Here is a 23,478-nt window from a genome sequence, read left to right as displayed (position 1 = left end):
TTGCCTCAAGTTCTTGATGTGGCTCGATCCAGCGTAATTCGGTCCGGAGCAAATTGTCATGACCGGCCTTCGCGGCCAACCTGTTTCTTCAAAGACCGGCTAGTTGTTTCGCCATTCGGCCCGGCCCTTCAATGCCGATGCGTATGATGCATATCCGGAACGTGAGGGTGAGCGTGCTTCATCCAGACGTGACGATGGACGTGGGAATGCGGTTCGCCTGCCGGATCATCAGGACCATGCTCGTGTTGATGATGCTCGTCATGAACATGTGCATGACTATGAATGAGTGGAGCATGTTCATGCGCATGAACATGCTCCTCGGTCAGATGTAACCAAACCCCGATCACCATCAATACACCGGCAATGGCGATTTGAAACGTCAGAGGCTCCCGCAGAACGACGATCGCGACCACAGCGCCGATAAAGGGCGCCGTCGAAAAATAAGCGCCGGTTCGCGCGGTTCCGAGATGGCGCAGAGCATATACGAAGAGAGCAAGACTGACGCCGTAACTCAAAAAACCGATCAGCCCGGCGAGACCCGTTGCGTCAGGTGCGGGCAGGCTTCCTCCAGCCCAAAGACCTATCAAGAGATTGACCGGCCCCGCCACAAGGCCCTTCCACTCGACGATTTCAAGCGGATCGGCAAGCGACACCTTGCGGGTCAGATTGTTGTCCAATCCCCAGGCGAGACACGCCCCAACAATCGCGGCTAGCCCCGCCAGCGACGAAAATGTGGGTTGCCCCGACCATGCAAGTACAATCGCGCCCAGCACCAGAAACGCCATGCCTGCGGCGACCCGCCGGTCAAAATTTTCATGAAAGGCAAACCATGCGAGCAACGCGGTCGCCACGCCTTCGAACGTCAGCAGAAGAGATGCGGTGGTCGCGTCGGTGCGTAACAGCCCCACCATGAGCAAAAGCGGCCCGGCTATTCCGCCTGCCACAATCGCACCCGCAAGCCAGGGAATATCGCCCTTCCGAAGCGCCGTTTCCCTCCGCGCATGCGCGCTGCTTACACTTGCAATCCGTCGCAGGATCGCGACGCCGATGCCCGCGCCACAATAGAGCAGACCGGCAAGTATGGCGGGATGCACTGTACCCAACAGCAATTTCGCCGCAGGCGTTGAAGCGCCAAAAAGTGCGGCCGACAGAAGGGCAAATATGACCGCGCGAGGGTTCATGGTTCGAGCATATGCACGGGATCGGTCGACGCCAACCGGTTGCCGGAAACCGGTTTTCGCTTTCCGGGACTGTGCGCTTACCGTGTCAGTTCCCTCATCGCGCCCTCGAGCCCCTCAAGGGTCAGCGGGAACATCCGCTCCGAGAACAGGCGGCGGATCACGGTGGTGGATTCCGAATAATCCCAATGCTTGCGCGCGACGGGATTGAGCCAGACCGCGTGCGGATAGGTGCGCGTCACGCGCTCCAGCCACACCGAGCCGGGCTCCTCGTTGACATGCTCAACTGAGCCGCCCGGTACCACGATCTCATACGGAGACATCGACGCGTCGCCGACGAACACAACCTTATAATCGTGCGGATACTTGTGCAGGATGTCCCAGGTCGGGGTGCGGTCGGTGAAGCGGCGCTTGTTGCTCTTCCACACGCCCTCATAGAGGCAGTTGTGGAAGTAGAAATACTCCATGTGCTTGAACTCGGCCTTCGCCGCCGAGAACAGTTCCTCGACCTGCGCGATGTGACCGTCCATCGATCCGCCGATGTCGAAGAAGATCAGGACCTTCACCGCATTGCGCCGTTCGGGGCGCATGTGAACATCGAGATAGCCGTGGTTGGCGGTTTCCTTGATGGTGGTGTCGAGATCGAGTTCGTCAGGCGCACCGGTGCGCGCGAACTTGCGCAGGCGGCGCAGCGCGACCTTGATATTGCGGATGCCAAGCTCGACGTTGCCGTCCAGATCCTTGAACTCGCGCTTGTCCCAGACCTTCACCGCCGAGAAGTTGCGGTTCTTCTCCTGGCCGATGCGCACGCCTTCGGGATTGTAGCCGTTCGCACCAAACGGCGACGTGCCGCCAGTGCCGATCCACTTGCTGCCGCCCTCATGGCGTTTCTTCTGCTCCTCGAGGCGCTTCTTGAGAGTCTCCATGAGCTTGTCCCAGCCCATGGCCTCGATCTGCTTTTTCTCTTCCTCGGTGAGATACTTCTCGGCAGCCTTGCGCAGCCACTCCGCCGGAATTTCGGCTTTCTCCATGGCGTCGAGCAGGCTTTCGAGCCCCTTGAACACCGTGCCGAACACGCGGTCGAACTTGTCGAGATTGCGCTCGTCCTTCACCAGCGAGGCGCGCGACAGATAATAGAAATGCTCCACGCTCTGATCCGCGAGGTTGGCGTCGAGCGCCTCCATCAGCGTCAGATATTCACGCAGCGTGACCGGCACCTGCGCGTCGCGCAGCGATGTGAAAAATTGCAGAAACATGGGACTTAGATCGCCTCCGAAGCCGCTTCCGTCAAGGGCGTGCGTCACCCGCGCTGACGGGTTAGAGCGATGAAACTACAGGGTTGCAGGCCATCCGTCTGCCTGCGTCTACCCGGAAAATCGCCCCGCAAGGCAGGATTGCGTTCAAAAACAGTACTGGCGCGGTTTGGATTGGTGTGCAAATTCATTTAAACTGTTGTTTGACGCCTCCCGGACTGCTCCAGCCGGAGACAGTTCGCGGCGTTGACCGGGGACGCGCGACGCCCCGAAGCGGGAGTCGCAGCGTTTAAAACAAGGGGTTTCGTCCATGGGCATTATTGCTTGGATTATCGTCGGTGCGATCGCTGGCTGGCTGGCCGGCCTGATCGTGAAGGGCGCGGGCTTCGGACTTCTCGGCAACATCGTCGTCGGCATCGTCGGCGCGGTGGTCGCGGGCTGGCTGCTGCCGCAGCTCGGCATTCGGCTCGGCGTCGGCATGATCGGCGAGATCATCAACGCGGCGATCGGCGGCATCGTCGTGCTGGTCATCCTCTCATTGATCCGCCGGGCGTGACGTTTTAAAGGGCTCCCGGAAGCGACCGCCTATGAAGCGGTCGCTTCTTGTTTGAAACGAAACGGCGGCGAAATTCTTTCCAACAGAACAAACGAACCCAGACAAACTTACCAAGGCAAACTTCGATGAAATTTACCGGCACCAAGAATTACGTCGCCACCGATGATCTCAAGGTCGCGGTCAACGCCGCGATCGTGCTCGAACGCCCGCTGCTCGTGAAGGGCGAGCCCGGCACCGGCAAGACCGTGCTGGCCGAAGAAGTCGCACAAGCGCTCGATGCGCCGCTGCTGACCTGGCACATCAAGTCGACCACCAAGGCGCAGCAAGGCCTCTATGAATACGACGCGGTGTCGCGCCTGCGCGACAGCCAGCTCGGTGATCCGCGCGTGTCGGAAATCTCGAACTACATCAAGCGCGGCAAACTGTGGGAGGCCTTCACCAGCGAGAAGCGCCCGGTCCTGCTGATCGACGAAATCGACAAGGCCGACATCGAATTCCCGAACGACCTCCTGCTCGAACTCGACCGCATGGAATTCCATGTCTACGAGACCGGCGAGACCATCAAGGCGAAACAGCGCCCGATCATCATGATCACCTCGAACAACGAGAAGGAACTGCCCGACGCGTTCCTGCGCCGCTGTTTCTTCCACTACATCAAGTTCCCCGACATCGACACCATGAACGCCATCGTGGAAGTCCACTTCCCCGACATCAAGAAGCGTCTGGTGCAGGAAGCGATGAAGATATTCTTCGAGGTCCGCGACGTGCCGGGCCTGAAGAAGAAACCTTCCACCTCGGAACTGCTCGACTGGCTCAAGCTGCTGCTCAATGAAGAGATGACCGTGGAGCAGCTGCGCGAACGCGATCCGCGCAAGCTGATCCCGCCGCTGCACGGCGCACTGCTCAAGAACGAGCAGGACGTGCATCTGTTCGAGCGCCTGGCGTTCCTCAGCCGCCGGGAAGTCTGACCGGCGCCTCAAGCCTGAATTGAATCAAGGCGAGAGAGCCTCGGCTCTCTCGCCTTTTCTTTTGCCTATCCGCTTGCCTGCTTCACCGCCGCCATCAGCCAGCGCTTGAAGGCGGCGATGCGCTTGTCCTTCGCCTGCTCGGTGCGCGTCACGACATAAAGTGTCTGCATGTGCGGCGCGGGCAAATCGAATGGCGGGACCAGAAGCCTGCCAAAACCCTTGCGGCCGCGGATCAGCGGATTCATCCCCAGCGCGACGCCAAGCCCCTGCTCTGCTGCCTCCAGCGCCGCCGGCACGCTGTCGAACCAGATATGCGCCGCCGGAACCATATCGCCCACGCCGACATCGGCAAACCACGCCGGCCACGCCCGCGGCTGCGCGGAGACATGGATCAGCGTGGCCTTCGCAAGGTCAGCGGGATCGCGCAGCACCCGCCGCAACTGCGGCGTACACACCGGCAGGCTGCCGACATCCACCAGCGGCTCCAGCTTCAGTCCCGCCGTGCGCTCGCGGCCGTACCGGATCGCGACATCGACGCCCGAGCGATCGAAGTCGGCATATTGATGCGTCGCCTCGATATACAGCGTGATCGCGGGATGATCTCGCTTGAACGCAGGCAGCGCGGGGATCAACACCGTGCTGGTGAAGAACGGCATCGAGGAGATGCGCAGTTCACCCTGACTGCCGCGCGCCTCGCGCAGCAGATCGCGGCTGGCATCTTCCAGCATCGCCAGCGCGCCGGACACCGCCTCGAAATAGCGCTCGCCATCCGGCGTCAGTTTCACCACCCGCCCGCCGCGTGCGAACAGCCGCACGCCGAAGCGCTCCTCCAGACCTCGAATCTGATGGCTGATCGCCGACGGACTGAGCGCCAGATCGCGCGCGGCACGGCGGAAACTCAATTGAGCGGCGGCACGCTGAAATGCCAGCAGCGCGGGCAGCGGTGGAATCACGCGCAGTGGCCCGGATAGCTCAGCCAACGGGTGAATTTTATTCATGTCACGTGACGAGGCTCCGTTTGTCGCTCCATGAAATCTGATCCAAATTCAATGCCCGTTCAATCCTTCTCATCTGGATAGTGATCATGGCGATCTTCGAACCCGGCCGCTCGGCGGGACACTGGCAGCCCACGCCGCTGGCTGCGGGGCCCTTCAGCGGCCTGCAAGGCGGCGCCATCGCAAGTCTGCTCACCGCTGAAATCGAGGCGCTTGCGAGTACCTGCAAATGGGGAACCGCGGTCAGCGTCACCGTGTCGTTCCTCAAGCCGACGCCGATGACCGAACTGCGCACGCGGATCGCGGCGCTGCGCGAAGGCGGGCGGGTCAACGTCATCGACAACACAATGTTCGCGGGCGGCGATTCCGAACCCTGCGCCACCGCACGCGTCACGCTCGCCAACGAACGCCGTATCGAGGCCCCGGAAATTCCCCGCGCCGATTCCACGCCGGTCGATCCGTTGCGCTATCCGCTCCGCACCATCGCATCCTTCCACGGCAGGCCGTGGATGATGAACGCGATGGATGCGCGCATGGGCGACGGTGTTGCGTGGTTTCACCAGAATGTGCCGATCATCGAAGGTGCCGCACCCGGCGGCCTGTCGTCGGTGCTCGGACCGGCGGACTGGGCGCATGGCATCGCGCGCCCGCTGCAGAACGTGGTCGCTGATCCCAACCCCAATCTCATGGTGCAATTGCTGAAAGCGCCGGCGAGCGGGTGGATCGGTATCAGGGCGAATGCACGGTGGGACACGCAACGCGGCCTCGGCATTGGCGGAGGCGCGATCCTCGATGTTCAGGGTGAAATCGGCAGCGTGTCGATGGCGGTCGCGCTGACGCCATTTCCGAAGCAGGCAGCCGCCGCAGGCGCGTAACGCTCCCGCGCGGCGAGTACATCACATCCCGCGGCGGGCCCTGGCCCTGCGCATGATGACCATTTGAGATCGCACGCCATAGCCGATGCCAAAACCGACCACGAACACCAGGACAAGAACGAATATAGCCTCGGACATGGTTGCCTCATGGCGAGGGCCGCCGATCGCAGTATGCCGGCCGACGGCCCCGTCGTGCTGGTTGCGGACGGGGGCAATTGTCCGCGCTAAAACGATAATCCGCTTGTCTGCCGGCGCAACGAAAGCCGTGTTTAAACCTTAACGCCTGCCGAGCAGGTTAATTCCGGAACCCGAGCTGCGTCTACCGCGCCTTCTCGTGCAACTGATAGGCCAGGTGCGCCTTCACTGTCGGCCATTCCGCCGCGGTGATGCTGTACACGACGGTGTCGCGCAGCGTGCCATTCGGTGCGATCTGATGGCTGCGCAACACGCCGTCGAGCCTGGCGCCCAGCCGTTCGATGCCGCGCCTCGACTGGTGATTGAAGAAATGCGTGCGGAACTCCACCGCGATGCAGTTCAGCTTCTCGAAGGCATGGGTCAGCAGCAGCAGCTTGCACTGGGTGTTCACCGCAGTGCGCTGCACCCGTTTCGCATACCATGTCGAACCGATCTCGACGCGCCGGTTGACCGCATCGGCGTTCATGTAGGTCGTCATGCCGGCGACCTTGCCACCGGCATCCTTCACCGTGAACGGCAGCATCGATCTTGCGGCCTGCAACGCAAGACGCCGCTCGATCTCGGACTGCATGGTGTCCGGCGACGGGATGGAGGTGTACCAGAGCTTCCACAACTCACCGTCACGCACGGCCTCCGTGAGGTCGGCGGCGTGATCCCGCGACAGCGGCTCGAGCCGCGCGTGAGGACCTTCAAGTGTAACGGGAAAGAGCCAGGACATTCATACTTCCTTTTACGACCGATGCCTTGCTCCTTCTCCCCGCTTGCGGGGAGAGGGTTGGGGTGAGGGGCATATTGCAAACAATCTCGATTTCGCGAAAGCGCCCCTAACCCGGTGCAATAGCGCGTCGCAGACGCGCGTAAACGCGCTTATGGCGCCGACCTCTCCCCGCAAGAACGGGGCGAGGTTAAGAGTTACTTGTTCAAAAAATTCAACGGCAGGCCGCCGCGCGGCCAGTCCATCGCCACCAGTTCGCCCTTGCCGGACAGCGTGATGTAGGCCGTCTTCAGTTCAGGTCCGCCGAACGCAATATTGGTGGTGACATTGTCGCCGGTCGGCACCTGCTCAACCAGCTTGCCGTCGGGCGCGATCACCGAGATGCAGCCGGTAATCAGCGTGGCAACGCAGACGTTGCCGGAGGCCTCGACGCCGAGCGAGTCGTACATCTGATACCCGCCAAGCCCCGAAATCGGCCTGCCGACCTCGCCGCGATAAATCGGTTCAATCGGCGCGATCTGCCCCGGCGCACCGATGGCGAATGCCCACAGCCGCGCAGTCGGCGTCTCGGCGACGTAGACAGTCTTCTCGTCCGGCGAGAGGCCGATGCCGTTGGCAGGCAGCATGTGCGGCACGGCCTCGACGAGTTCGGCTCCGCCCTTCTTCATGTAATAGACCGCGCCAACATCGAGATCATGCGCGCGGCGCTTGCCGAGATCGGTGAACCAGAGCCCGCCCTCTTTGTCGAAGACGAGGTCGTTAGGCCCCTTGAGCTGCCGTTCGCCGCAATGGGTGAACAGCGTCTCGATCTTGCCGGTCGTAAGATCAACGCGCTGCAGCGAGCCGCCGATATATTCCGACGGCCGCGGCGCGCCCGGCATGATGTTGCCGCCCGGACCCGGCGCCCAGGAGAAGCCGCCGTTGTTGCAGAGATACATCTTGCCGTCAGGTCCCAGCGCCGCGCCGTTCGGCCCGCCGGGAATCTTCGCGATAATCTCCTTGCGCCCGTCGGGATGAACCCGCGTCAGCGTCTGGCGGCGAATTTCCACCAGCACCACAGAGCCATCGGGCATCACCACCGGCCCTTCGGGGAATTCGAGACCGGTTGCGATGACGCGGACGTTAGACATGAAGACCTTCCGAACAGTGTTTTTAATTTTAGCGCGCGAAACCTATCGTGCGGTTTTGCGAATGACCAGCGCGAGGACGCAGAGCTGGCTTGTCACGGCGCATCACCACGTCGTCCCCGCGAAGGCGGGGACCCATACTCCTTGGATCATCGTTCAGCATGGATAGCCGATGCACTCGTCGCCCGCATCGCGGACCACATTCGAGTTTGGTGGTTATGGGTCCCCGCTTTCGCGGGGACGACCCAGGGAGAGATTCAGGCTTTCGCAGAAAAATCCTTCCACACCAGCGCGGCGGCGGCGATGTCGGACAGCGCGTTGCCGACCGCCTTGAACACGGTGATCTCCGATGCACCGCTGCGGCCCCTGCGCTCGCCCCGACACAGTTCGGCAAGCGAACCGGCGATATCGTCGGCCGCGATGACACCGTCGCGGATCGGGTCGAGCAGTTCGCCGCTTTCCTTCAGCGCGTCGTAGGTATCGAGCCAGACGCGTCCGCGCCGGAACACCTCGTCGTCGGCTTCGCGCATGAACGGCGTGAAGCTGCCGACCAGATCGAGATGCACGCCGGGCTTCAGCCATTCGCCCTTGATGATCGGCTTGTGTGCAAGCGTCGCGCAGCTCACGATATCCGCCTCGCCCACCGCGCGCTCCAGATCGGTCGCGACATGAGCGTCGATGCCTCTGGCGCGGAGATCGGACACCAGCCGCGCCGCGCCCGCTTCGTGGATATTCCACACCGCGACTGTCTCGATCGGACGCACCGCGCGGAACGCATCCGCCGTGAGGCTTGCGATCCGGCCCGAGCCGACCACCAGCAACTTCGTCGCATCCTCGCGTGCGAGAAACGCTGCGCCGAGCGCACCTATCCCGGCCGTGCGCCTTGAGGTGATCTCATTGCCATCGATCAGCGCGACATGCTGTCCGGTCTCGCCGTCACAGAGCAGATAACTCGAAAACAGCCCCGGCAGCGCGCGCTTGCCGTTTTCGGGAAAGATCGTGACGATCTTGATGCCGATAAACGCCCGCTGCCACGCCGGCATGATGAGAATAGTCGCGGTCGAGCCGTCCGGCTGCGGCATGAAATGATGATGACGCAGCGGCACATCAGCCCCCTCGGTGAACGCCTCGCGCAGCGCCGCGATCAGCCGATCGAACGGCAGGCTGGCGCGGGTGTGCGCGGCGTCGATGACGATGGGAGATGGCGTCGTGTTCATAATGTCGCCCGCACCCTGTCCACCAGCTTTTTCCGGAATGCGCGGTCACGCTTGAGGTGCCACTCGCGGCTCATGGCTTCATTCCGCGTCAGGAACGGCTCGGTATGCAGCAGCGTCCACGCCCGCCCGCGTGTCGAGCGCGCGCCGATGCCGGCATTATGCTTTTCAAGTCGCCGCGCGACGTCGTTGGTCCAGCCGACATACGAAATGTAGCGGCCCTTGTGAAAGCTGCCGAGCACATAGACGAACGCTGCGGGTTTTGATTTCGCGGCGCGAGGCTTTGATTTCGCGACGCGAGGTTTCGGCTTCGCGGTGCGCGCCTTCCTCACCACACCGGACCTGGCAGCCGCGCGCGTCACTTGGCGGCTGGCGTCTTTGGCGCTTCCTTCGGTGCGTCTTTGGCCGCCCCGTTGGGCTGCTTGCCCAGTGCCTGCACCTGAGCCTGCAACTGCGTGACAGTGTTCTGCAGCCCGACCACCGTTGCCTTCAGCGCATCAATCTGCCGGTTGGCAGCGTCGATCTTCTGCTGATTCTCCAGCGAGGCCTTGGTCAGCGACGCCTTCAGGAAGTTCACATTGCTCTGGAGGCAGCCGGTGCGACGTTCCATCGTTTTCTCGGCGGTGCAGATTTCGATGCCGGGCACGTCCTGCGCCATCGCAACATGCGGGACCAGCGTCAGCAGCAGCGCGGAAATCATCAGCCTTATCATCTCAGACCTCATCATTGCCTCGCCGCATCGTGCGTGTTCCGGCACTTTCCGCGCAAACTGTCTCATAACGTGACAGCCGCACCAGCCAAGACGCCGCATGATCTTAAGGTTTGGAACGCGGATGGAACGAAACGCGCCCGAATCAGCGATTCATACCATGATCGTCTGCGGGCGCACCGACATCTTGTGTCGCATGCGCGCAGCGCGTCCACATCATGCTGTGCGAGGCTTGCGCGGATCAATCGAAACGTCGAAAACAAGCCATCAATCGTTAACGCGCCCACCTGGTGACCCGATTCCAACATTCGCATCCCGTTTCAGCGGGCATCGCTGCGAACCAGAAACGACGGACCACTAGCAAATATAAGTTTCCAGAGGAGTTTTGGATTTGACATTCGCTTCGCGGACTCACCGCCGGTAGGTAAGCGAATGTCAAAATCCACTCCACTTAATGAGAGTGAAGCCCGCAAATGACCGACCTGCCAACTGACCTGCACGGTGTTTTTCCCTACCTCGTCTCCCCGACCGCGCCTGATGGCAGCATCAAGACCGATGTTCTGGGCAGGCTCTGCGACGACATGATAAAGGCGGGCGTCCACGGACTGACGCCGCTCGGCTCGACCGGCGAATTCGCCTATCTTGGCCGCGAGCAGCGCACAGCCGTGGTCGCCGCGACGGTGGAAGCCACTGGCAGGCGCGTGCCGGTGATCGCAGGCGTGGCGTCGACATCGACAGCGGATGCGGTCGCGCAGGCGAAAGCGTATCAGGCGATCGGCGCCGACGGCATCCTGGCCATCCTCGAAGCATACTTCCCGGTGAAGGACGCGCAGGTCGAGGCTTATTTCCGCGCCATCGCAGACGCTGTCGATATTCCGGTGGTGATCTACACCAACCCGAACTTCCAGCGCTCGGATCTCACGCTCGACGTGATCGCGCGCCTCGCCGAGCATCCGCGCATCCAGTACATCAAGGATGCCTCGAACAACACCGGCCGCCTGCTGTCGATCATCAACCGCTGCGGCGACAAGATGAAGGTGTTCGCGGCGTCGGCACATATTCCCTCCGCCGTGATGCTGATCGGCGGCGTCGGCTGGATGGCGGGGCCGGCCTGCATCGTGCCGCGCGAAAGCGTGCGGCTGTACGATCTGTGCAAGGCGGGACGATGGGATGAAGCTGTCGCGCTTCAGCGCAAGCTGTGGCGGGTGAATGAAGTGTTCGCGCGGTTCAATCTCGCGGCCTGCATCAAGGCCGGGCTGGACATGCAGGGTTACGCCGTCGGCGACCCTATCGCGCCGCAAACACCGCTGACCGCCGAGGAACGCAAGATCGTCGAAGGTGTCCTGGGCGGACTGGGTTAGCCATTCGGGCTGGAACCCAGCGTCATCGAGGCGTTGAAATCGGCCGCAGCAGACATCACGTTAAAGGACTTATCGCGTCGCAAACCCCAAGGGTGCCGGGATGGTCAAGGTGGTCTACGAGGTGGTCGAACACGATGGCGGCTGGGCCTACAAGTTCAACAACGTGTTTTCGGAGACCTTTCCAACCCACGAGGCGGCGCGCGCGGCTGCCGCGCGCGCCGCAGCGGAACAGCGAGTGCCCGGCCGAACCGAAGTCATCCAGTTCGAGGACGGCCAAGGTAACTGGCGCGAGGAAACCGTCCGGGGCACTGACCGGCCGTCTACCGAAGTGATCGACAAGAAAACCCGGTAACCGTCCGGCCTTTTTGCCGCACCCCGGTTTCCCTCAAGACAAAAACTGTTCTAGTGTGGCGGTTCGCAAGTCCGCATCGTGCTACGCTTCGTTCTGTTGCGGACTTGCGAACCAAAGCCACGCTAGAATTTATGATTGCTAGTGTCCTTCGAATCCGAAGTTCGCTACGAAAGGTGCTGCAAGATGAAGCGAACTTCGGATTCGGGACACTAGAGACCGCCATGAGAGCGGGCAGAGCACTTCAGAACTGGCTGGATTCGCACGGACTGGGGGCTATCATCGCTGCCGTCCTCGGCATCATCGCGTTGCTCGCGGTCATCCTCGTCGTCGGCGGATACTATATCGTCGCACCATGAATTCCGGCGAGCAGGCTCGCCCGCCATGACGACGCACCGGCGGCCTGTCAGCGTGCGGCAATGCGCTAATGTTCGCAGACAATAGCCGTCGCCCCCGCGTTGCGGAACGACGGCAGAATCGAGTTTACCGCTCGTCCCGGAAATACGGCTCGACCGGGCCGGTCAGCTTGATGGTCAGCGGATTGCCGTAGCGGTCCTTGGATGAGCCCGCGGTCACGCGCACCCATCCCTCGCTGACGCAGTATTCCTCCACGTTGTTCTTCTCAACACCCTTGAAGCGGATGCCGACGTCCCGCGAGAGAACCTCGGCGTTGTAATACGGGCTGCGGGGGTCGGTGGAGAGGCGGTCGGGCAATTCGCTCATCGTCGTATCCTGATTCTCGTTATTCTGAAGTCTTGTTGGTCTTAAATCACAGCGTCCCGGATTACAGGAGCTTTTCGATATCGCGGCTCAGCGCGCCAGGCGGCGTGGTCGAGCCATAACGCGCGACGACCTTGCCGGTGCGATCGATAAGGAATTTCGTGAAATTCCATTTGATCGACGCGCCGAGCAGCCCTGGCTTCTCGCGCTTGAGATGGTCGAACAGCGGCAGCGCCTTGTCGCCGTTGACATCGATCTTGGCGAACATCGGAAACGTCACGTCGTATTTCTGCGAGCAGAACGCCGCGATCTCCTGCGCGCTGCCCGGCTCCTGCCCGCCGAACTGGTTGCACGGAAAACCCAGCACCGAAAAGCCGCGCGGGCCGAGCGCGCGTTGCAACTCCTCGAGCTGCGCGTATTGGGGCGTGAAGCCGCACGCGCTCGCGGTGTTGACGATCAGCAGCACCTGCCCCTCATAGGCCTTGAGTGGACGATCTTCGCCGTCCAGCGTCGCAGCCGAGAAATCGTAGACCGTCGTCAATGGCGCTCTCCCGTCATGCCGCTTGCCGTGTGGACATGATCTGATCCGAAAACCGGTTTCGACTTTTCGAGATCATGCCCCTAGGTGCGAAAGCCGCCCTTTTGCTGGTTGGCAAGCCAGTCGGACAGCTTGGCCGGGGCCGCCTTCTTGGCGGGCTTCGCCGCCGCTTTCTTGACTTTGGCCGGGGGCGCCGAGGCGGCCTCCGCGGCTTCCTTGGCGAGCCGCAGCGCCCGCAGCTTTTCCATGTTGGCGCGCACGGCGCGGCCTTCTGCGTCGTACTGCGCCATTGCGCTGGCGGCGTCCTGTTTCTTGTCGCTCATTGTTGTTCTCCGGGACGAGGTGATGATCCCGAAACGCGGGAACCTGTCGATACAGCGCTCCCTTTAACCGATCCGGGCTGCCCTGTCTTGCGCTGCGAAAATGGCCCCAATGGGCTAATTTACCTGATATTGGCAAGGTGCCGCCAAGGCCTGCCGGAACGGAGCCTCGGAAAGCCACAATTGTTCAACATTTTGCGGCAGACTTGGCGGCTTTCCGCGACCGGAAACCCGCGATCGAGAAATCCATTGGCGATCAGGACTACATATCTCGTGCTGACATGCGGCGCAGGCATCCTTGCCGGCGTGGGCGGATGGCTGCTCGGCGATCAGTTGTTCTTCCAGCAAGCGTCAGCCTCGCTGACGCCTGATGAACCCGTGTTCGAGGCGCGCTACCCGGTCTCCAACGTGACAATGAAGCAGGACCGCGTGATCGCCACGCCTGCTCCGGCGGAGAGCACGGACGCCGGTGTTCCTAATGACATGTATGAAACCGCGCGCGCCTGGCTCAACGCGCCGGTGACGCTGCCGCGCAGACTCGCCGCGAAGTCGGAGAAGCCGTCGCGGCTGTTCCTCAACGACTCCCAGATCGCCGGCATCAAGAAGCGGCTCAACCTCACGCCCGCGCAACAGAAGTACTGGCCGCCAGTGGAAACCGCGATGCGCGAGGTCACGCTGCAAATCGAGGACTATCAGAAGCGGCTGAAGAAGGACCGCGACGATTCGTTCGATACCGAAAGCGATGCCATCGCGCGCCTGAAAGCGGCAACGCGCGCGTTCTACGCACAACTCAGCGGCACGCAGAAGAACGACCTCGCGCTCTTGGTGCGCATGGCGGGCCTTGGCCCTGCGTTCGCCGAGCTCACCGGCACCAAGGTGACGCGGAACGAACCCGAGAATTCGCGCTGAGCATCAATTCCGGAACTCGTTGGTCAGTTCACCGACGCCGTCGATGGCGACGGTGATGGAATTCACCGCCTCCTTCATCACGCCGACGCCGAGCGACGTACCGCAGGCGATGATGTCGCCGGGCAGCAGCGTCATGTCGTGCGAGATCTTGCTGACCAGCTCCTGCGCCGAGAAGATCATGTCCGAGATCTTGTAGGACTGCCGCTCCGCGCCATTGAGAACGGTGCGCACCGTGAGCGACGCAGGGTCGATACCGGTCACAATGGCCGGGCCGAACGGGCAGAAGTCGTCGAATCCCTTGGCGCGCGCCCATTGCTGAAAGGTCGGGTCCTTGTTGAGAATGTCCGCGGCCGTGATGTCGTTGACGCAGGTGTAGCCGAGAATAAATTCGTCAGCCTCTTCGACCGGGACCGCGCGGCAAACCTTCCCGATCACGATCGCAAGTTCGCCCTCATAGACCACCTTGCCGTCGTACCAGGCGGGCTTCTGCACCACCGCATTGGGTGAAGCCGCTGTGGTCGGCGCTTTCAAAAGATAGAGCGGCTCCGGCGGTTCGGGCTTTTCCAGCTTCGCCGCCAGCGCGTGAAAGTTATTCCACAGCGCCACGATCTTCGACGGCGTGGTGGGCGCGAGCAGTTCGACATCGGCCAGCGCGAGCGTTTTGCCGTTCGCCTTCGGGCTGTCGAACATGTCGCCGTGATGCACGGTGATGTTCTGGCCCGACAGCGTGCCGAACCCGATCTGATCCTGATGGCGAAAGCGAACCCAACTCGTCACAGCGTCATCTCCAGAGTTTCGAGGAGCCACACCCCTCGTCGTCCCCGCGAAGGCGGGGACTCATAGCCACTCAATTCAATTCGCGATATTCGAACCAACTCTTTCGACTACCGGGATTTAACGACAACTCAGGGAGTATGGGTCCCCGCCGTCGCGGGGACGACCGGTGGAGAGCCGCCTACTGCGCCATCTGTTCAATAAAGCTCGGCGAGCTTGGCGCGCTGCGCCACCAGCGCCAGCACGATGTCGATCGACGGCGTCGGGATTTTCGACAGCGTACCCATCTCCTGAACCACCGTGACCAGCGGATCGATTTCCATCGGCCGGCTGCGCTCGAGATCCTGAAGCATCGAGGTCTTGTGTGCGCCGACCTTGCGCGCGCCTTCGATCCGGCGCTCGACATCGACGCGGAACCTGATGCCGAATTTCTCGGCGATGGTCTGGGCTTCCACCATCATGGACTTCGCCACCGCCCGCGTGCCCGGATCGCTGCCGATCACATCGAGCGTGGCATGGGTCAGCGCGCTGATCGGATTGAAGCAGACGTTGCCCCACAGCTTGAGCCAGATTTCGTCGCGGATGTTTTCAAGCACCGGAGCCTGGAGACCAGCCTTGACGAACATCGCCGACAGTGCCTCGACATCGGCGCTTTTCTCGCCGGAAGGTTCACCGAGCGGAAAGCGGTCGCCGTAGACATGGCGGATGACACCGGGGGCTTCGATCTCGGTCGCGGGATAGACCACGCAACCGATGGCGCGCTCCGGTCCCAGCTCGTTCCACTGCCGGCCGCCGGGATCGATGCTCTCCAGCGCCGAGCCTTCGCATTCATTGCCGTGCTTGTAGAAGTACCAATAGGGAATGCCGTTCACCGCGGTGACGATACGGGTCTTCGGTCCGAGCAGCGGCTGCATCGCATCGATTACGCCGGTGATCGAATGCGCCTTGAGACAGATGATGACGAAATCCTGCGGACCGAGTTCGGCGGGATTATCGGTGCAGCGCGGATGAACCACGCGCTCCTCGCCGCCGATCAGAAGCTTGAGGCCATTGGCCTTCATCGCGGCAAGATGCGCGCCACGCGCCACCAGGCTGACGTCAGCCCCTGCCAGTGCAAGCTGCACGCCGAGATACCCGCCGATTGCGCCCGCGCCGTAAATACAAACCTTCATGGTGTTTCCCGAAATATCGCAAAGCGAAAAAGAGCAGAGCGCAATCACACATCCGGGGAGAGCATGTGATCGCGCCCTGCAGGGAGAACCGTCAGACAACAAACGCAGGCTGGGTCGCTGAGGCCTCGGGATATGCAACAATGCCGTCAGCGGCGTTGATGTCGCGGAGGCTGATCACGCCGATCAGTGTATGGTCGTCGATCACCGGCACGTGCCGGATATGATTCTCGGCCATCAGTTCGCGCACATGCTCGATCGAATCTGTCGACTGGCACGACACCAGCTTCTGCACCGAGATCAGCGCAGAGACCTTCATCGCGAGGCCGGCCTGGCCGTGCTCGGAGACAGCGCGCACGACGTCGCGTTCCGAGAACATGCCAACGGCAACATTGCCTTCGGTGCGGCAGACGTCCTTCACAACAAGCGCGCCGACATTGTCATTGCGCAGCAGCCGCGCGGCAGTGGCGACGGTTTCGTTCATGCGGACGGTGGCGATACGGGTACTCTTCCTGCTCAGGATGTCTCCGACTCTCATCACAACCTCCTCGCTTGTGGGGATGACCTTCCCCGTGGACGGTTCATGCAGGAGGACCGATGGCCCTCCGACGTGTTAATATTGGTATACATTATGCCACGAGTCAATCGGAATGAGTTCCTATTCTGCGGTGGCGTACCCTCCGGTGGGGTTATGCGTTTTCGAGAACAAAACAGCGGTCACCATGCCGTCACCACTTCGCCCTTTGCAGCAAAGTTCGTCACTCTTTCGCCTTATGCAGTGCTGTGCATCGTGACTGGCGATCAAGGTGTTGAAGATCCATAATAGTCGCTCCTCGCCCGTCGACTCAGGACAGCTGATGCAAAAACACGAATGCGAGGCACAGTGATCGCCTCGTCTGGATTGCTTCGCTGCGCTCGCAATGACGAAGCGAAATCAATCTCAAAACGAAAGTGCCCGGGACAAGCCCGGGCATAACGACACAACACACTCGTCATTCCGGGGCGCGAACACTTGCGAGCGAGCCAGGAATCCAGAAATAGTTTCCGATGAACTCTTCGGGATTCCGGATCAGTCCGCTGCGCGGCCTGTCCGGAATGACGTGATATACCCGCTCAGCCTCTCAACACATCCACCAGTGTCTTGCCAAGGCGCGCAGGCGAAGGCGAGACGCGGATGCCGGCGGCTTCCATTGCCGCGATCTTGGATTCAGCATCGCCCTTCCCGCCCGAGATGATCGCACCCGCGTGACCCATGCGGCGGCCCGGGGGCGCGGTGCGTCCGGCAATGAAACCGACCATCGGCTTCTTGCGTCCGCGCTTCGCCTCGTCCTTGATGAACTGCGCAGCGTCTTCTTCCGACGATCCGCCTATCTCGCCGATCATCACGATCGACTTGGTGTCGGGGTCGGCAAGAAACAGTTCAAGCATCGAGATGAAGTCCGTGCCCTTCACCGGATCGCCGCCAATGCCGACAGCCGTGGTCTGGCCAAGGCCCTCGGCGGAGGTCTGATACACCGCCTCATAGGTCAGCGTGCCGGAGCGCGACACGATTCCCACGTTACCCTTCTTGAAAATGTTCCCGGGCATGATCCCGATCTTGCATTCGCCCGCGGTCATCACGCCAGGACAATTCGGACCGATCAGCCGTGAGCTTGAGCCTTCGAGCGCGCGCTTGACGCGCACCATGTCCGTCACCGGAATGCCTTCGGTGATGCAAACAATCAACGGCACTTCGGCATCGATCGCTTCGCAGATCGCATCCGCAGCGCCTGGTGGTGGAACGTAGATCACGCTGGCGTCCGCGCCGGTTGCCTCACGCGCCTGCGCCACCGTATCGAACACCGGCAAGCCGAGATGCGAGGAGCCGCCCTTGCCGGGCGAGGTTCCGCCGACCATGCGCGTGCCGTAGAGCGCCGCCTGTTCGGAGTGAAAAGTGCCGTTTTTGCCCGTAAAACCTTGGCAAATCACCTTGGTATTGTTGTCGATGAGAATGGCCATTACGCGGCTTCCTTCAGTGTGGCGCGAACAATTTTCTGCGCGGCGTCGTCGAGATCGTCTGCGGCGACGACATTCAGTCCGGACTCGGCGATGACCTTCTTGCCGAGTTCGACGTTAGTCCCTTCCAGCCGCACCACCAGCGGCACGCTGAGGCCGACCTCGCGTACAGCGGCAACCACGCCCTCGGCGACGACATCGCAACGCATGATGCCGCCGAAGATGTTGACCAGGATGCCCTTCACATTCGGATCGGAGGTGATGATCTTGAAGGCTGCGGCGACTTTTTCCTTGGTCGCACCGCCGCCGACATCGAGAAAGTTCGCCGGCGTCGCGCCATAGAGCTTGATGATGTCCATGGTCGCCATCGCGAGCCCGGCGCCGTTGACCATACAGCCGATGGTGCCTTCGAGTGCGATATAGTTCAGATCGTACTTCGACGCCTCGATTTCCTTTTCGTCTTCTTCGGTCAGGTCGCGCAGCTTCACCAGCTCATGGTGACGATAAAGCGCGTTGGAATCGAAGTTGATCTTGGCGTCGAGGCAACGCAGTTCGCCCTGCTTCGTTACCACCAACGGATTGATCTCCAGCATCGCCATGTCGGTGGCGACGAACGCGTTGTAGAGCTGCGCGGTGAGCTTCTCGGCCTGCTTGGCGAGATCACCGCTCAGGCCCAGCACCTGCGCGACCTTGCGGCCGTGATGCGCCATCACGCCGGTCGCCGGATCGACGGAGAACGTCACGATCTTCTCCGGCGTGTCGTGCGCCACCTTCTCGATGTCCATGCCACCCTCGGTCGACACCACGAATGCAATCCGCGAAGTTTCGCGATCGACCAGCATGGAGAGATAGAATTCCTTCTCGATGTCCGAGCCGTCCTCGATGTAGAGCCGGTTGACCTGCTTGCCCGCGGGCCCGGTTTGCACCGTCACCAGCGTGCGTCCAAGCATTTCCTTGGCGAAGCTTGCGACTTCATCGATCGACTTCGCCAGCCGCACGCCGCCTTTCGCGTCTGCCGGTAATCCCTTGAACTTGCCTTTGCCGCGACCGCCAGCGTGGATCTGCGATTTCACGACATAGACCGGACCCGGCAGCGACTTCGCCGCAGCGATTGCTTCATCGACGGTGAACGCTGGCGCGCCCGCGGACACCGTCACTCCGAAATTCTTCAGGACCGCCTTGCCCTGATACTCGTGGATATTCATTGCAATCCTCCCGTCATGACCCGAGGTCAGGAAACGCCCTGTTTTCAGAGCTTATGAGATTCACATTGTTGTCTTGCATTATGTATACCAGAGATTGCCCACTCGTCCGGTGCGAGTCAATCGGGCCGGAAAAAGAAAAAGCGCGCCCATCCAGAGACGAGCGCGCTTCTTGAGACGTGTGTCGTGATCGATCAGGCCGTCTGCGACTTCGCGACCACGACCTTGCGCCACGGCTTCAGCACGATGACCGCAAGCAGCGAGGCGAGAATGTTCGCGCCGGCCGCCACGATGAAGACCATGTCCCACGTGCCCGAGCCTTGCTGCATGTAGTTCGCGACGGGAACGAGCAGCGCCGCCGTTCCTTTCGCGGTGTATAGCAGGCCCGCATTCGTGGTCGCGAATTTCGATCCGAACGTATCCGTACAGGTCGACGGGAAGAGCGAATAGATCTCACCCCAGGCAAAGAACACGAAGCCCGATAGCAACACGAACCAGACCGGATCGTGCCCCCAGAGGTAGAGCATGTAGATGCCGACGCCTTCCATGCCGAACGCAATGAACATCGTGTTCTCGCGGCCGATCATATCGGAGATCCAGCCGAAGAACGGCCGTGTCAGACCATTGAGGACACGATCAATGGTCGCGGCGAACGTAACCGCGGTCATCGTCATCGCCATCAGCGTGACGGGAACGCTATCGACTTTCCAGTCCACGGCGATCGGCTTGAGGTTCGCAGTCACCATCAATCCACCTGCGCCGACGATGACGAACATGAAGTACATCAGCCAGAAAATCGGATGCCGGATGACTTCGGTCGGCGCGTAGTTACGGCGCGTCTGCTGAAGAGCCGCATTCATCACCGGCGCCGGTACCTGTCCCGCTTTCGGTGCGAACAGCAGGAACGAGAGCATCACAATGATAATGCCCTGCCCCAGACCGAAATAGAGGAAGGTGTTCTGGAAGCCGTCGTTCTTGATCATTGCCTGGATCGGAGCGACCGTAAGCGCGGAGCCTGCACCGAAACCGGCAGCGGTAATGCCCGCAGCAAGACCGCGCTTGTCGGGAAACCACTTGAGCGCGTTGCCGACGCAGGTACCGTAAACACCGCCGGCGCCAATACCCGCGATAATCATGCCCAGATAGAAACCGTTGAGCGATGTGGCCTGTGCATTGATCGCCCAGCCGATCGCGCAGAGAATGCCGCCCACAAGAACAACGATGCGCGGACCGTACTTGTCGACGAACCAGCCTTCGACGGGGACCAGCCACGTTTCGAACAACACGAACAACGTGAATGCCCATTGGATCGATGCGCGATCCCATCCGAATTTTTTTTGAATGTCGGGGACGAAGAACGTCCAGCCGTATTGATAATTCGCGATCATCACCATGGCGCCAACGCCGATCGCCAACTGAACCCAGCGATACGTATCGCTGACGCGTGCAGCCGCCGGGGCCGCCGTATGAACAGTATCCGTCATCGTTCCTCCGAGTGCGCCCTTGCTCTGTTAAAATTCGGCAGACGCTACAGGCGCGGAGGCTGGTATATGATATGCCAGATTGCAAGAGGTATTCGAGGGAACTGCGACTTTTTAGCTATGCATAGCGATCATGGGTTTCCGCAAAGAAAAATGGCTCCGGCGGTCGCCGGAGCCATTCGATAGGACAATAGTCTATCAGAAAAGTCGCGCGATAGGCACGCACGATTCAGAGGGCATACCCTCTTTCTCTTTGCTTACATTGCTGTTTTCGGCGCGCGTGACAGCAGCCGCGACCATCCGTTCGAGATCAGAGGCCAGAACAGGGCGATCAGTCCCAAGGTCATGATCGTTCCAACAAGACCGTTGGAGAAGAAGACGCCGAGGCTACCCTGCGATCCAAGCAGTGCTTGCCGGAATGCCTCCTCAGCCTTGTCCCCAAGCACGATGGCTAGAACCAGCGGCGCCATCGGATAGTTACACTTCTTCATGACGTAACCGACCACGCCAAACACCATCATCATCACGACATCAAAGGTGTTGTTGTGAACAGTATACGCGCCGATTGCGCACAGAACCAGAATGACGGGCGCGATGATGCTAAATGGAATACGCAGGATCGCAGCGAACAGCGGCACACAAGTCAGCACCACGATCAGCCCGACGAAATTGCCGAGATACATGCTGGCAATCAGGCCCCATACGAATTCCTTCTGCTCGACAAACAGCAACGGTCCGGGCTGCAATCCCCAGATCAGCAATCCGCCGAGCAGCACCGCGGCCGTCGGCGATCCTGGAACGCCGAGCGACAACATCGGCAACAGCGCAGCGGTGCCTGCGGCATGCGCCGCAGTTTCAGGCGCGACCACGCCCTCGATTTCACCCTTGCCGAAATTCTTGCCCTGCTTCGACATGCGCTTGGCGATGCCATAGCTCATGAAAGAAGCAGGCGTCGCACCGGCCGGTGACACGCCCATCCACACGCCGATGAGGCACGAGCGCAATGACGTCGCCCAGTAGCCCGGGAGCTCTTTCCAAGTATCCCACACCACCCGCGCGTTGATTTTGGCCGGCTTGCCTCTGAAATTGAGCCCCTCCTCCATGGTGAGAAGGATCTCGCCAATTCCAAAGAGACCGATGACCGCAATCAGAAAATCGAAACCGCTGAGCATTTCGGAGAAACCGAAGGTCAGGCGTAATTGTCCCGTGATACTGTCAAGGCCCACAGCCGCTAGGGCGAAACCTATCATCATCGCGACAATTGTCTTGAACGGCGGCTCCTTACCCATGCCGATGAAACTGCAGAACGCGATGAAGAACACCGCGAATTTTTCCGCCGGCCCGAACTGAAGCGCGAATTTCGCCACCAACGGCGCAACCAGCGTGATCATGATCACGGCAAACAATGCGCCGACGAATGATGAAGTGAACGCCGCAGTGAGCGCCTCGCCGGCCTTGCCTTTCTGCGCCATTGGATGACCGTCGAATGTCGTAGCCACGGACCACGGCTCGCCCGGTATGTTGAACAGAACCGACGTGATGGCGCCGCCGAACAGAGCGCCCCAATAGATGCACGACAACATAATGATTGCCGATGTCGGAGGCATGCTGAACGTCAGTGGCAGCAGGATCGCGACGCCGTTCGCACCGCCGAGGCCGGGCAGCACGCCGATCACCACACCGAGAACGATCCCGATAACCATAACCAGAATGTTGAACGGCTGCAGTACTGTCGCGAAGCCGTGAAACAGATTTACGATTTCTTCCATATCAATGTCCTCAGCCGCGGCGAGAATTTCTAGAGACCAAGCAACTCTTCCAGCGGGCCCTTTGGCAGCGGAATGAGGAACCATTTTTCGAAGAACAAGTAGACCGCGAACGGCGTGCCCAGCGCCACGGCGGCCGTTGTGGTCCACGGGTATTTACCGAGCCACTTCATGAACAAGGCAATGAGAATCACCGAGGCGACGTAAATGCCGAGATACGGAATGCTCAGACAGTAAACAGTAGTCGGTATGAAAACGGAGAGGACCTGGCGAAGCTGTCCCCAATCCGCAAAGAGGCGACCGTCATCGGGCTCCATCAGAAGCTGGATGCAATTCACGCAACTCGCCATCACGATGATAATGCCAATATAGAAGGGAAAGAATCCGGACTTGGGACCATCCGGCCCCCACCCGGCTCCGGCTTTCATGCTGCCGACAATCGTGATCACACCGAATAGAATGCAAAACACGCCAACGCCGAACTCCGTCCACCGATGCGACGGTCCGCGCTGACCAACCCCAGAAGAATGCTCGCTCATATTTGTCACCACGCTGAAGCCTTGCCGGCGGACCAAGTCCGCCGGCGGCTTATCGTTGAAATTATTGCGGCGAGGCCAGGAAACCGGCATCCTTCATCAAGGCCTGATGCCGTTTCTGTTCGTTATCAACCCACGCCGAATATTCGGGACCGACCATCATGGTTTGATTAAAGGCGCCATCCTTCATCAGGCTCTGCCACTCGGGCGTTTCGCGAACTTTCTTGAACACATCCACATAATAATCGACCTGCTCCTTGGTCGCTTTCGGCGATGTGAAGAACCCGCGCAGCATCACGTACTCGACATCGAGTCCCTGCGACTTGCATGTCGGAATATCGCCCCATGATTTTCCGTCGACGATCACGTCCTTGTAAGGGAGCGGCTTGGCGTCGAATACGCAGAGCGGGCGAACAGCTCCACCGCGCCATTGCGCGACAGCTTCGATCGGATTATTGACCGTGGAATCGACGTGCTTGCCGACAAGCTGGACTGCGTGTTGCAACAAAGTTGAGATGTCTCGATCTCAGCAAAGTTAAAATGTCACGGGGCGGCCTGTCAGGGGACGGAAGA

The 23,478-nt window shown here is 60.8% G+C and carries 26 protein-coding genes and 1 pseudogene; 7 read left to right on the top strand and 20 right to left on the bottom strand.

Annotated elements, in window-relative coordinates:
* Positions 1–128 precede the first annotated feature (128 nt).
* Positions 129–1,181 carry a DMT family transporter gene (locus tag AC1Q6J_RS21510; RefSeq protein WP_492281184.1) on the bottom strand — a complete coding sequence of 351 codons (1,053 nt, stop codon included), beginning with the start codon at positions 1,179–1,181 and terminating at the stop codon, positions 129–131.
* Positions 1,182–1,258: 77 nt separating this feature from the next.
* Positions 1,259–2,434 (bottom strand): vWA domain-containing protein, encoded by a 1,176-nt coding sequence (locus AC1Q6J_RS21505; RefSeq protein WP_492281183.1) that lies wholly within the window; start codon positions 2,432–2,434, stop codon positions 1,259–1,261.
* Between the two features lie 307 nt (positions 2,435–2,741).
* Between AC1Q6J_RS21505 and AC1Q6J_RS21500 the strand changes: the two genes are divergently transcribed.
* Together AC1Q6J_RS21500 and AC1Q6J_RS21495 are read left to right on the top strand one after the other, a co-directional pair.
* Positions 2,742–2,987: a GlsB/YeaQ/YmgE family stress response membrane protein gene (locus tag AC1Q6J_RS21500; protein WP_492281182.1), complete on the top strand. Its 246-nt coding sequence runs from the start codon at positions 2,742–2,744 to the stop codon at positions 2,985–2,987.
* Positions 2,988–3,112: 125 nt separating this feature from the next.
* On the top strand, positions 3,113–3,955 hold the full coding sequence (locus tag AC1Q6J_RS21495) for an AAA family ATPase (protein WP_492281181.1): 843 nt from the start codon (positions 3,113–3,115) through the stop codon (positions 3,953–3,955).
* A 65-nt stretch (positions 3,956–4,020) separates the two neighbouring features.
* Here AC1Q6J_RS21495 and AC1Q6J_RS21490 read toward each other — a convergent pair whose 3' ends face one another.
* Positions 4,021–4,953, bottom strand: coding sequence for a LysR substrate-binding domain-containing protein (locus AC1Q6J_RS21490; RefSeq protein WP_492281180.1), 933 nt, complete (start codon positions 4,951–4,953; stop codon positions 4,021–4,023).
* Between the two features lie 86 nt (positions 4,954–5,039).
* Between AC1Q6J_RS21490 and AC1Q6J_RS21485 the strand changes: the two genes are divergently transcribed.
* Positions 5,040–5,825 carry an acyl-CoA thioesterase domain-containing protein gene (locus tag AC1Q6J_RS21485; RefSeq protein WP_492281179.1) on the top strand — a complete coding sequence of 262 codons (786 nt, stop codon included), beginning with the start codon at positions 5,040–5,042 and terminating at the stop codon, positions 5,823–5,825.
* Positions 5,826–6,144: 319 nt separating this feature from the next.
* Here AC1Q6J_RS21485 and AC1Q6J_RS21480 read toward each other — a convergent pair whose 3' ends face one another.
* From AC1Q6J_RS21480 to AC1Q6J_RS21460, 5 genes are all read right to left on the bottom strand, one after another.
* The gene (locus AC1Q6J_RS21480; protein ID WP_492281178.1) at positions 6,145–6,738 is read right to left on the bottom strand and encodes a GNAT family N-acetyltransferase; all 594 of its coding nucleotides are present in this window, start codon (positions 6,736–6,738) and stop codon (positions 6,145–6,147) included.
* A 194-nt stretch (positions 6,739–6,932) separates the two neighbouring features.
* Positions 6,933–7,865 carry an SMP-30/gluconolactonase/LRE family protein gene (locus AC1Q6J_RS21475; RefSeq protein WP_492281177.1) on the bottom strand — a complete coding sequence of 311 codons (933 nt, stop codon included), beginning with the start codon at positions 7,863–7,865 and terminating at the stop codon, positions 6,933–6,935.
* 254 nt (positions 7,866–8,119) lie between these two features.
* Complete coding sequence (lhpI, locus tag AC1Q6J_RS21470) at positions 8,120–9,079, bottom strand: bifunctional Delta(1)-pyrroline-2-carboxylate/Delta(1)-piperideine-2-carboxylate reductase (RefSeq protein WP_492281176.1); 960 nt, start codon at positions 9,077–9,079, stop codon at positions 8,120–8,122.
* The gene (locus AC1Q6J_RS21465; protein ID WP_492281214.1) at positions 9,076–9,318 is read right to left on the bottom strand and encodes a GIY-YIG nuclease family protein; all 243 of its coding nucleotides are present in this window, start codon (positions 9,316–9,318) and stop codon (positions 9,076–9,078) included. Before AC1Q6J_RS21465 ends, lhpI begins: the two co-directional genes overlap by 4 nt.
* A gap of 116 nt (positions 9,319–9,434) precedes the next feature.
* The gene (locus AC1Q6J_RS21460; protein WP_492281213.1) at positions 9,435–9,788 is read right to left on the bottom strand and encodes a hypothetical protein; all 354 of its coding nucleotides are present in this window, start codon (positions 9,786–9,788) and stop codon (positions 9,435–9,437) included.
* A gap of 470 nt (positions 9,789–10,258) precedes the next feature.
* On the opposite strand from AC1Q6J_RS21460, the gene AC1Q6J_RS21455 reads away from it, so the two are divergent.
* The 3 genes from AC1Q6J_RS21455 to AC1Q6J_RS21445 all read left to right on the top strand — a co-directional run bounded on the left by AC1Q6J_RS21455 (position 10,259) and on the right by AC1Q6J_RS21445 (position 11,854).
* The gene (locus tag AC1Q6J_RS21455; RefSeq protein WP_492281175.1) at positions 10,259–11,146 is read left to right on the top strand and encodes a dihydrodipicolinate synthase family protein; all 888 of its coding nucleotides are present in this window, start codon (positions 10,259–10,261) and stop codon (positions 11,144–11,146) included.
* 100 nt (positions 11,147–11,246) lie between these two features.
* Entirely contained in the window at positions 11,247–11,498 is a 252-nt protein-coding gene (locus AC1Q6J_RS21450) for a DUF2188 domain-containing protein (protein ID WP_492281174.1), read from the top strand.
* Positions 11,499–11,719: 221 nt separating this feature from the next.
* Positions 11,720–11,854, top strand: coding sequence for a hypothetical protein (locus tag AC1Q6J_RS21445; protein ID WP_492281173.1), 135 nt, complete (start codon positions 11,720–11,722; stop codon positions 11,852–11,854).
* 124 nt (positions 11,855–11,978) lie between these two features.
* Here the strand turns inward: AC1Q6J_RS21445 and AC1Q6J_RS21440 are convergent, their stop codons facing one another.
* The 3 genes from AC1Q6J_RS21440 to AC1Q6J_RS21430 all read right to left on the bottom strand — a co-directional run bounded on the left by AC1Q6J_RS21440 (position 11,979) and on the right by AC1Q6J_RS21430 (position 13,076).
* Positions 11,979–12,218, bottom strand: coding sequence for a DUF3297 family protein (locus AC1Q6J_RS21440; RefSeq protein ID WP_492281172.1), 240 nt, complete (start codon positions 12,216–12,218; stop codon positions 11,979–11,981).
* Positions 12,219–12,279: 61 nt separating this feature from the next.
* Entirely contained in the window at positions 12,280–12,756 is a 477-nt protein-coding gene (locus AC1Q6J_RS21435; protein ID WP_492281171.1) for a glutathione peroxidase, read from the bottom strand.
* A gap of 80 nt (positions 12,757–12,836) precedes the next feature.
* Positions 12,837–13,076, bottom strand: a complete 240-nt coding sequence (locus AC1Q6J_RS21430; protein WP_492281170.1) for a hypothetical protein — start codon at positions 13,074–13,076, stop codon at positions 12,837–12,839.
* Between the two features lie 246 nt (positions 13,077–13,322).
* Here AC1Q6J_RS21430 and AC1Q6J_RS21425 point away from each other — a divergent pair, with 246 nt between their 5' ends.
* Positions 13,323–13,982, top strand: coding sequence for a hypothetical protein (locus AC1Q6J_RS21425; protein ID WP_492281169.1), 660 nt, complete (start codon positions 13,323–13,325; stop codon positions 13,980–13,982).
* Positions 13,983–13,985: 3 nt separating this feature from the next.
* Here the strand turns inward: AC1Q6J_RS21425 and AC1Q6J_RS21420 are convergent, their stop codons facing one another.
* The 9 genes and pseudogenes from AC1Q6J_RS21420 to AC1Q6J_RS21380 all read right to left on the bottom strand — a co-directional run.
* Complete coding sequence (locus AC1Q6J_RS21420) at positions 13,986–14,759, bottom strand: fumarylacetoacetate hydrolase family protein (protein WP_492281168.1); 774 nt, start codon at positions 14,757–14,759, stop codon at positions 13,986–13,988.
* A gap of 194 nt (positions 14,760–14,953) precedes the next feature.
* Positions 14,954–15,928, bottom strand: a complete 975-nt coding sequence (locus AC1Q6J_RS21415) for a 2-dehydropantoate 2-reductase (RefSeq protein WP_492281167.1) — start codon at positions 15,926–15,928, stop codon at positions 14,954–14,956.
* A gap of 91 nt (positions 15,929–16,019) precedes the next feature.
* The gene (locus AC1Q6J_RS21410; protein ID WP_492281166.1) at positions 16,020–16,463 is read right to left on the bottom strand and encodes a CBS domain-containing protein; all 444 of its coding nucleotides are present in this window, start codon (positions 16,461–16,463) and stop codon (positions 16,020–16,022) included.
* Between the two features lie 575 nt (positions 16,464–17,038).
* Positions 17,039–17,923: a succinate--CoA ligase subunit alpha gene (gene sucD, locus AC1Q6J_RS21405; RefSeq protein WP_492281165.1), complete on the bottom strand. Its 885-nt coding sequence runs from the start codon at positions 17,921–17,923 to the stop codon at positions 17,039–17,041.
* Positions 17,923–19,125 carry an ADP-forming succinate--CoA ligase subunit beta gene (gene sucC, locus AC1Q6J_RS21400; protein WP_492281164.1) on the bottom strand — a complete coding sequence of 401 codons (1,203 nt, stop codon included), beginning with the start codon at positions 19,123–19,125 and terminating at the stop codon, positions 17,923–17,925. Before sucC ends, sucD begins: the two co-directional genes overlap by 1 nt.
* Before the next feature lie 191 nt (positions 19,126–19,316).
* Complete coding sequence (gene oxlT / locus AC1Q6J_RS21395; protein ID WP_492281163.1) at positions 19,317–20,606, bottom strand: oxalate/formate MFS antiporter; 1,290 nt, start codon at positions 20,604–20,606, stop codon at positions 19,317–19,319.
* Between the two features lie 254 nt (positions 20,607–20,860).
* Positions 20,861–22,372, bottom strand: a complete 1,512-nt coding sequence (locus AC1Q6J_RS21390; protein ID WP_492281162.1) for a tripartite tricarboxylate transporter permease — start codon at positions 22,370–22,372, stop codon at positions 20,861–20,863.
* Positions 22,373–22,401: 29 nt separating this feature from the next.
* Positions 22,402–22,908 carry a tripartite tricarboxylate transporter TctB family protein gene (locus AC1Q6J_RS21385; RefSeq protein ID WP_492281161.1) on the bottom strand — a complete coding sequence of 169 codons (507 nt, stop codon included), beginning with the start codon at positions 22,906–22,908 and terminating at the stop codon, positions 22,402–22,404.
* A 61-nt stretch (positions 22,909–22,969) separates the two neighbouring features.
* Positions 22,970–23,401, bottom strand: a pseudogene (locus AC1Q6J_RS21380) (Bug family tripartite tricarboxylate transporter substrate binding protein); the annotation flags it as partial.
* Positions 23,402–23,478 lie beyond the last annotated feature (77 nt).

The sequence above is a fragment of the Afipia sp. MLSD5-FHT05B12 genome (assembly GCF_058793355.1).
This window is presented reverse-complemented; position numbering and strand designations above follow the sequence as displayed.

Bases quoted from the DNA above. Each gene is read 5' to 3' on its own strand.
- AC1Q6J_RS21510 (WP_492281184.1), bottom strand. From the start codon at position 1,181: ATGAACCCTCGCGCGGTCATATTTGCCCTTCTGTCGGCCGCACTTTTT.
- AC1Q6J_RS21505 (WP_492281183.1), bottom strand. From the start codon at position 2,434: ATGTTTCTGCAATTTTTCACATCGCTGCGCGACGCGCAGGTGCCGGTC.
- AC1Q6J_RS21500 (WP_492281182.1), top strand. From the start codon at position 2,742: ATGGGCATTATTGCTTGGATTATCGTCGGTGCGATCGCTGGCTGGCTG.
- AC1Q6J_RS21495 (WP_492281181.1), top strand. From the start codon at position 3,113: ATGAAATTTACCGGCACCAAGAATTACGTCGCCACCGATGATCTCAAG.
- AC1Q6J_RS21490 (WP_492281180.1), bottom strand. From the start codon at position 4,953: ATGAATAAAATTCACCCGTTGGCTGAGCTATCCGGGCCACTGCGCGTG.
- AC1Q6J_RS21485 (WP_492281179.1), top strand. From the start codon at position 5,040: ATGGCGATCTTCGAACCCGGCCGCTCGGCGGGACACTGGCAGCCCACG.
- AC1Q6J_RS21480 (WP_492281178.1), bottom strand. From the start codon at position 6,738: ATGTCCTGGCTCTTTCCCGTTACACTTGAAGGTCCTCACGCGCGGCTC.
- AC1Q6J_RS21475 (WP_492281177.1), bottom strand. From the start codon at position 7,865: ATGTCTAACGTCCGCGTCATCGCAACCGGTCTCGAATTCCCCGAAGGG.
- lhpI (WP_492281176.1), bottom strand. From the start codon at position 9,079: ATGAACACGACGCCATCTCCCATCGTCATCGACGCCGCGCACACCCGC.
- AC1Q6J_RS21460 (WP_492281213.1), bottom strand. From the start codon at position 9,788: ATGATAAGGCTGATGATTTCCGCGCTGCTGCTGACGCTGGTCCCGCAT.
- AC1Q6J_RS21455 (WP_492281175.1), top strand. From the start codon at position 10,259: ATGACCGACCTGCCAACTGACCTGCACGGTGTTTTTCCCTACCTCGTC.
- AC1Q6J_RS21450 (WP_492281174.1), top strand. From the start codon at position 11,247: ATGGTCAAGGTGGTCTACGAGGTGGTCGAACACGATGGCGGCTGGGCC.
- AC1Q6J_RS21445 (WP_492281173.1), top strand. From the start codon at position 11,720: ATGAGAGCGGGCAGAGCACTTCAGAACTGGCTGGATTCGCACGGACTG.
- AC1Q6J_RS21440 (WP_492281172.1), bottom strand. From the start codon at position 12,218: ATGAGCGAATTGCCCGACCGCCTCTCCACCGACCCCCGCAGCCCGTAT.
- AC1Q6J_RS21430 (WP_492281170.1), bottom strand. From the start codon at position 13,076: ATGAGCGACAAGAAACAGGACGCCGCCAGCGCAATGGCGCAGTACGAC.
- AC1Q6J_RS21415 (WP_492281167.1), bottom strand. From the start codon at position 15,928: ATGAAGGTTTGTATTTACGGCGCGGGCGCAATCGGCGGGTATCTCGGC.
- AC1Q6J_RS21410 (WP_492281166.1), bottom strand. From the start codon at position 16,463: ATGAGAGTCGGAGACATCCTGAGCAGGAAGAGTACCCGTATCGCCACC.
- sucD (WP_492281165.1), bottom strand. From the start codon at position 17,923: ATGGCCATTCTCATCGACAACAATACCAAGGTGATTTGCCAAGGTTTT.
- sucC (WP_492281164.1), bottom strand. From the start codon at position 19,125: ATGAATATCCACGAGTATCAGGGCAAGGCGGTCCTGAAGAATTTCGGA.
- oxlT (WP_492281163.1), bottom strand. From the start codon at position 20,606: ATGACGGATACTGTTCATACGGCGGCCCCGGCGGCTGCACGCGTCAGC.
- AC1Q6J_RS21390 (WP_492281162.1), bottom strand. From the start codon at position 22,372: ATGGAAGAAATCGTAAATCTGTTTCACGGCTTCGCGACAGTACTGCAG.
- AC1Q6J_RS21385 (WP_492281161.1), bottom strand. From the start codon at position 22,908: ATGAGCGAGCATTCTTCTGGGGTTGGTCAGCGCGGACCGTCGCATCGG.